Origin of the sequence: Pseudonocardia sp. (assembly GCF_025965585.1) — a bacterium.
GTDB lineage: Bacteria > Actinomycetota > Actinomycetes > Mycobacteriales > Pseudonocardiaceae > Pseudonocardia.
This window is the reverse complement of the sequence record NZ_JAOPWR010000318.1, coordinates 1-6,959: the sequence shown is the minus strand read 5'-3', so window position 1 is coordinate 6,959 and position 6,959 is coordinate 1. Positions and strand designations below refer to the sequence as shown.

Annotated in this window: 8 protein-coding genes; all 8 read left to right on the top strand. The window is 75.7% G+C overall.

The window, feature by feature from the left end; translation table 11 throughout:
- Positions 1-1,913, top strand: a 1,913-nt coding sequence (locus tag JWR81_RS19395; protein ID WP_297654559.1) for a helix-turn-helix transcriptional regulator, incomplete at its 5' end; no start/stop codon positions are given.
- Positions 1,914-1,986: 73 nt separating this feature from the next.
- Positions 1,987-2,778, top strand: coding sequence for a 2-keto-4-pentenoate hydratase (locus tag JWR81_RS19390; RefSeq protein ID WP_297654556.1), 792 nt, complete (start codon positions 1,987-1,989; stop codon positions 2,776-2,778).
- Positions 2,775-3,554 carry a fumarylacetoacetate hydrolase family protein gene (locus JWR81_RS19385; RefSeq protein WP_297654553.1) on the top strand — a complete coding sequence of 260 codons (780 nt, stop codon included), beginning with the start codon at positions 2,775-2,777 and terminating at the stop codon, positions 3,552-3,554. The genes JWR81_RS19390 and JWR81_RS19385 overlap by 4 nt, the downstream gene beginning before the upstream one ends.
- Positions 3,555-3,557: 3 nt before the next feature.
- Positions 3,558-3,848 (top strand): DUF2218 domain-containing protein, encoded by a 291-nt coding sequence (locus JWR81_RS19380; RefSeq protein WP_297654550.1) that lies wholly within the window; start codon positions 3,558-3,560, stop codon positions 3,846-3,848.
- Positions 3,845-4,231, top strand: a complete 387-nt coding sequence (locus tag JWR81_RS19375) for a Rid family hydrolase (RefSeq protein WP_297654547.1) — start codon at positions 3,845-3,847, stop codon at positions 4,229-4,231. The genes JWR81_RS19380 and JWR81_RS19375 overlap by 4 nt, the downstream gene beginning before the upstream one ends.
- Complete coding sequence (locus JWR81_RS19370; RefSeq protein ID WP_297654544.1) at positions 4,224-5,066, top strand: sugar phosphate isomerase/epimerase; 843 nt, start codon at positions 4,224-4,226, stop codon at positions 5,064-5,066. Before JWR81_RS19375 ends, JWR81_RS19370 begins: the two co-directional genes overlap by 8 nt.
- 4 nt (positions 5,067-5,070) lie before the next feature.
- Positions 5,071-5,802 (top strand): GNAT family N-acetyltransferase, encoded by a 732-nt coding sequence (locus JWR81_RS19365; RefSeq protein WP_297654542.1) that lies wholly within the window; start codon positions 5,071-5,073, stop codon positions 5,800-5,802.
- Between the two features lie 193 nt (positions 5,803-5,995).
- Complete coding sequence (locus JWR81_RS19360) at positions 5,996-6,952, top strand: PHB depolymerase family esterase (RefSeq protein ID WP_297654539.1); 957 nt, start codon at positions 5,996-5,998, stop codon at positions 6,950-6,952.
- The last annotated feature ends 7 nt before the right edge of the window (positions 6,953-6,959 follow it).

The window sequence follows — 6,959 nt, the reverse complement described above, 5'->3', positions numbered from 1 at the left end:
CCGCGCTCGCCGGCGTCGACGGGCTGGCCGCGCTGGACCCGGCGGCCGCGCACGACCTGCTCCACGCCGACGAGGCTCACCCGCCCTGGACGCTGTCGTTCCCGCACCCGCTCGTCCGCGCCGCGGTCTACGACGCGCTCGGCCCGGCCCGGCGCCACGACCTGCACCTCACCGCAGCCGGGCTGCTCGCGGACAGGAGCCCGGGCGACCGGGGTGCCGTGCTGCGTCACCGGGTGGCCGCCGCGGCCGAACCCGACGAGCATCTCGCCGCCGACCTCACGCGCTTCGCCGACGAGGAGGCCCGCAGACAGGCCTGGCAGAGCGCGTCGGCCCACCTTCTCGATGCCGCCCGGCTCAGCCCCGATCCGCGGGAGGCCCAGCGCCGGGTGCTGCGGGCGGTGATCTGGACGCTCCTGCGGGGCGACGCCGCCACCGCCGTGGCGGTCGCCGACCGGGTGGACACGTTCGAGCCGGGCCCGATGCGCGACGCCGCGCTCGGGGCGCTCGCCACGGCCGCCGACGATCCCGACCGCGCGGCCCGCCTGCTCGGCGCCGCCTGGGCCGCGCGCGGCGGCGACGCCGAGGCGGAGGCCCTCACAGCCCTCCTCACCGCGATCCACTGCTACGGCCGCCTCGACGCCGCTGCGACGGTCGACTGGTGCCGGCGGGCGCTCGCCGTCACCGAACGGGGCACCTCGACCCACGCCGTCGCCCAGACCTATCTCCTGCACGGCCTGGGCTACGCCGGGCGTACGAATGAGTCGGCCGCGGAGGCCACGTCCGCCGACGAGCGGCCGGGCGACACCGACCACCTCTGGCTCAACCCGCGCTCGGCTCGCGGTGTGCTGCGTCTCGTCGACGACGACCTCGACGGCTCGATCGACGACTTCGCCTCGGTGGCGGCGGCCGCGGCGCGGCTGGGCATCCTCAACACCTCCGCCTACGCGCTGGCGTACCTCGCCCGGGCCGAGTGGATGGCCGGGCGGTGGGACGCCGCGCTCGTGCACGCGGAGCGGGCCGTGGCGATCAACCTGGAGTCCGACTTCGGGTTCATGCAGTCGGCGGTCGTCGGCATCGCGGTGCTGGTTCCCGCCGCGCGGGGCGACTGGGCCGCCGCCGAGGGCCACGTGCGGGCCATGGCGGGCAACCCCACGGGCTACGAACGGTCGGCGGTGGCGCTGGCGATGGGCCGGGCGCGCATCGGTGAGGCCCGCGGGGACGCCGCGGCCGTGGTCGCAGCGCTGGAACCCGTCCTGCGCTTCGAGCACCGCGACGCCGCCGACGAACCGGGCTTCTGGCCGTGGCAGGACCTCTACGCCGATGCGCTGGTCGCCGTCGGGCGGGTCGCAGCCGCGGATGCGTTCCTCGGCCCGCACGAGCAGGCGGCGCGCGACAGGGGGCGTCGCACGGCGATCGGCAGGCTTGCCCGGGCCCGCGGCCGCGTGGAGGCCGCGGCCGGCCGGACCGACGCGGCGGATGCCGCCTTCACCCTCGCGCTGGAGGCCACCGAGGATCTGCCGGCGCCGTTCGAGCGGGCGCGGGTGGAGCTGGCCGCGGGCGGGTTCCTGCGTCGGCTCGGGCGCCGCCGCCGGGCCGCCGACCTGCTCACCGCCGCCGAGGCCCGCTTCACCGCGCTGGGTGCGGTGCCCTACTCCGAGCGCTGCGCGAAGGAGCTCGCGGCGTCCGGGCTGCACCCGGCCGCGCGGCGTGGCCGCGACGGCACAGACCTGACGTCGCAGGAGCTCGTGGTGGCCCGGCTCGCGGCCGGGGGCCGCAGCAACCGAGAGGTGGCCGACGAGCTGGTGGTGAGCATCAAGACCATCGAGTACCACCTGCGCAACGCCTTCCAGAAGCTCGGGGTGACCTCCCGGCGACAGCTCCCGGACCGGCTGGCGGCGCTCGGGGAGACCTGAGCCCGTTCCCGCTCCCCGGAAGTGGGCCGCGAAGGCGTTGTCCGGGGCCGGATGCCCGGGACAGGCTCCGAGGGTGACCCTGCACAAGGACCTCGCAGACGAGCTGTGGGAGGCCGACCGCTCCGCGAAGCCGGTGGTCCCGCTGACCGAGCGCCACCCCGATCTCGTGCTCGAGGACGCCTACGCGATCCAGTCGATCAACATCGCCCGCCGCGTCGCGTCCGGGCAGCGGGTGATCGGCCGGAAGGTGGGCCTGACCTCGCGCCCGATGCAGCAGATGCTCGGCGTCGACGAGCCCGACTTCGGTGTGCTCACCGACGAGATGTTCGTCGAGGACGGTGACCTGGTCGACCTGGGGCGGCTCGTGCAGCCGCGGGTGGAGGCCGAGCTCGCGTTCGTCATGGCGGAGGACCTCGCCGGGCCCGGCATCACCACGGCCCGCGCGCTGGCGGCGATCGAGGGCGCGCTGCCGTCCGTCGAGATCGTGGACAGCCGGGTGGCGGACTGGAGGATCAGGCTCGTCGACACGGTGGCGGACAACGCCTCGTCCGGACTGCTCGTCATGGGCGGCCGGATGCGGCCCGTCGCCGACCTGGACCTGCGGCTGCTCGGCGTCGTCGTCTCCCGGCACGGGCAGCTGATCGACACCGGCGCCGGCGCCGCCGCGCTCGGCAACCCCGCGCGGTGCGTCGCGTGGCTGGCCAACAAGCTCGGCAGCTTCGGTGAGGGCCTGAAGGCCGGCGACGTCGTGCTGCCGGGAGCGGTGCACAAGATGGCGCCGGTCGAGCCCGGCGACGTGTTCCGGGCGGAGTTCGCACACCTCGGCGCCGTGACGGTCCGCTTCTCGAACGGAGCACTCGCATGAGCATCACCGCGCAGGAGATCGCCGACACCCTCATCACGTCCGAGCGGGAGCGCAAGGGCATCGCGCAGTTCAGCGACGAGCACCCCGACATCCCGGTCGAGACGGCGTACGAGGCGCAGAAGGCGTTCGTGCAGTCCAAGCTCGACGCCGGCGAGACGTTCGTCGGCTGGAAGCTGGGCCTGACCAGCCGCAACAAGCAGAAGGCCATGGGGCTCGACGCGCCGCTCTACGGCCGGGTCACCAGCGGGATGATCTCCACCTACGGCGAGCCGGTGCGCCTGGACCGCTTCATCCACCCGCGGGTCGAGTGCGAGATCGCGTTCCTGCTGGCGCGCGACATCGAGGGGCCGGCCACGATCACGTCGGTGCTGGCGGCCACCGAGGTCGTCTTCGCGGCGGTGGACGTGCTCGACTCCCGCTACGAGAGCTTCCAGTTCACGCTGTCGGACGTGGTCGCCGACAACGCGAGCGCCGGCGCGTTCTACCTCGGGCCCGTCGCCCGGCGGCCCGACGAGCTGGAGGACCTGCGGCTGCTCGGTGCCGTGGTGCGGGTGGACGGCGAGGTGGCCATGACCGCCGCCGGTGCCGCCGTGATGGGCCACCCCGCGGCGTCGGTGGCGTGGCTGGCCAACCAGCTCGTCGCGGAGGGGGAGAAGCTGCGGGCGGGGCAGATCGTCTTCTCCGGCGGCGTGACCGCCCCGGTGCCTGTGGTGGCGGACCGCAGCGTGACGTTCGAGTTCGACCAGCTCGGCGCCATCGACGTGTACGGGGCCTGAGTCGTGCGCTCGACCGCGGTGGTCGCCACCGACGCACCCGCCCGCTACGCCAAGCAGTTGCTCGCCCATCTCGGGCGCAAGGACGCCGTCGAGACCGTCGGCGACGACGCCGACGGGGGCAGGCTCGTGTTCGGCTACGGCACCGGCACCGTGACGGCGGGGGAGGGCGCGCTGACGCTCGTCGCCGACGCGCCCGACGCCGAAGGCCTCGCCCACGTGCAGGACGTGCTCGCCCGGCATCTGGAGCGCTTCGGTGCGCGCCGCGAGCTCATCGTGAACTGGGAGGACGGGTGAAGGTCATCCACACCGACGACGCCCCCACGCACACCGGGCCCGTCCCGCAGGCCGTGGAGGCCGGGGGCTGGATCCACGTGTCGGCCCTGTTCGGCGCCGACCCGGTGGGGCACGCCATCCCCGAGGAGGCCCGCGCAGAGGCGGAGCAGATCTTCACCAACCTCGCCGCGATCCTCAAGGCGGGCGGCGCGTCGCTGACCGACGTGGTGCGCGTCGGGATCGTCATGCGCGACCTGCAGCGCGACCGACCGGTCTTCAACGCCGTGTGGGCCGAGCGCTTCGGCGAGCACCGACCGGCCCGTTCGGCGATCCAGTCGCCGGAGTTCGGCAGGGTGGGGGAGAACGCGCGGTTCATGGTCGAGGTGGCGGCCTTCCGTGGCTGAGCCGCGGCTGGTCGCGAGCTTCTTCACCCTCAGCGGCAGCGGCTTCGCCCAGCCGCCGCGCAACGGGTTCGCCGAGCGCTGCCGGGCCGCGTCGGACGGCGGGTTCGCGGGCATCGGCCTGCACGCGGGCGACCTGGCACGCACCGTCGCGTCCGGCCTCGACGCCGACGGCATGCGGGCGGTACTGGCCGACACCGGCCTGGAGCTGGTCGAGATCGAGTTCCTCTCCGGGTGGGCGTTCGACGTCGACGTCCCGGAGCTGGACGCCACGATGACCGCGATCGAGGAGACCGCCGACGCGTTCGGCGGCCGCCACGTCTCCACCGGGGAGCTCCGCGGCGGCACCCTCGATCTCGACGCCGCCGCGACGCGGCTCGGTGCGCTGGCCACCCGGCTCGGCGAACGGGGGCTCACGCTGGCGCTGGAGGCGTTCCCATGGTCGGCCCTGCCCGACGCGGACACGGCCGTCGAGCTGCTGCGCCGGGCCGGGGCCCCGAGCGCCGGGCTCATGGTCGACGTCTGGCACTTCTGGAACGGCGGTGCGCACCCCGGCCTGCTCGCCGACCTGCCCGCAGGCGGCGTGGCGGCCGTCCAGCTCAACGACGGCCCGCTCGTGCACGACGACTTCCTCCGCCACGCCCGTGCGGCGCGCATGCTCCCCGGGGAGGGCGATCTGGACGTCGTCGGCCTGGTGCGGGCCGTGCTCGCCACCGGGTTCGACGGGCCGTGGTGCGTGGAGGTCAACACGCCGGAGTTCAACGCTCTCGCCGTCGACGAGGCGGCGAAGCGGGCGGCCGCCGCGGCCGGTGCGGTGCTCGACGCGGCGCGCGGGTAGCGCCGTGAGCGGCGGGGACGAGCTCCTGCTCCGAGGCGGTGACCGGCTCGTGGTGCGGCCGATCCGCCCCGGTGATGCCGGCGCGCTCGTCGCGCTGCACGCCCGGCTCTCGGCCGACACGATCTACCGCCGCTACTTCGGCGCCCGCCCGCACCTCTCGCCCGGTGACGTCGCCCGGTTCACGCGGGTGGCCGAGGAGTGGCGGTTCGCGCTGGTGGCCGTCCGGGAGCCGGGCGATCTCGTCGCCGTCGCGCGCTACGAGGGCGGGGCCGGGGCGAGCTCGGCCGAGATCGCCGTGGTCGTGGACGACGCGCTGCAGCACCAGGGCGTGGGCCGGGCGCTGCTGGAACGCCTGATCGACGTCGCCCGGGAGCGCGGGCTCGACACGCTGGTGGCCGACGTGCTCAGCGCCAACTCGCCGATGCTCGGGCTGCTGCGCGTGCTCGGCCTGCCCACCCGCACCGTGCTCGACGCCGAGAGCTGCACCGTCACCGTCGACCTGCGGGGCCACGAGCTCCCGCCCGAGCGGCGGGAACGGGCCCGCGCCCACATCGGCGCCGCCCACATCGGCGCAGCCCACATCGGCGCAGCCCACATCGGCGCCGCCCACATCGACGCAGCCCAGATCGACGCAGCCCAGATCGACGCGGCCGGTGCCGCTCTGCCCGGGACTCCCGGTGCCGCCTCCGGCCGCCCCGCGAACGCCGGCCCGGCCTCGACGGCGAAGGCGCCCTGACCCGGTGCCCCGCCGTCGGATCCCGCGCCGGACGCGCAGGTCGTTGTTCGGAGCGCTGGTGCAGCCGATGTGGCAACGCCGCGCCCGCCGGCGGCGGTCCGCCGCCGCACCGGTGCTGCCGTCGCTGCCGAAGCCCGTCGTCCCGCGCCTCCCCGTCCGGCGCCTCCCCGTCCCGCGGCCACGCGAGCCCCCGGTGAGGCCCCCGCGCCCGCGGGCCGCCCGACCGGCTGCGGGGCAGTGGGTCCACGGGCGGGCGCCGCTGGGCGGCCGCTCCTACGACGTCTACCTTCCGGCGGGGTACCGCCGCCGCACGCGGGCACCGTTGCTGATGCTGTTGCACGGCTGCACCCAGACGCCCGCCGAGTTCGCCGACGCCACGCGGTTCACCGCGGTCGCCGACCGCAACGGGATCCTGCTCGTCCTGCCCCACCAGGAGAGCCGCCACCACCCGCAGCGCTGCTGGCGCTGGTACGAGGCGTCCCACCAGCGTCGCGGCTCCGGCGAGCCCGCGCTGCTCGCGGCGATCGTCGCCCGGGTGCTGGAGGAGCAGGAGCGGTGGCGGGCCGACCCGCGTCGCGTCTACGTGGCCGGGCTGTCGGCGGGCGGCGCGATGGCGCTGATCCTGGGAGCGACCTACCCCGACGTGTTCGCCGCGGTCGGGGCGCACTCGGCGCCGCCCTACCGCTCGGCGACGCGCGGCGGCCAGGCCCTCGCGGCGATGGCCGCGCGCACCGCGATGCCGCAGCCGGGTGGGGAGCCGATGGCGCCGCTGATCGTCGTCCAGGGCACGCGGGACCGCGTGGTGAACCCGGCCAACGGCGACCGCGTCGCCGACCAGTGGCTCGCGATGCGCGGGGCCGCCCGCCCGGACCCTCGCGATCCAGGCCGGATCACGCGCAGCCGCAGCGACGCCGCCCACTCCGGAGACGGACGTGGCTACACCCGGGTGCGCTGGTACTCCGCGCGGGGACGGCGGGTGCTGGAGTACTGGGTGGTCGCCGGGCTGGGTCACGCCTGGTCGGGAGGCCGCGCCGGGGGTTCGTTCAGCGACCCCGCGGGCCCGCGGGCGGCCACGGTCATGTGGGCCTTCTTCCGCGCTCAGCGGCTCGAGCGCGTCGTGAAGGGGGCGTCGCGGGTCGCGGGCGCCTGAGCCGGGG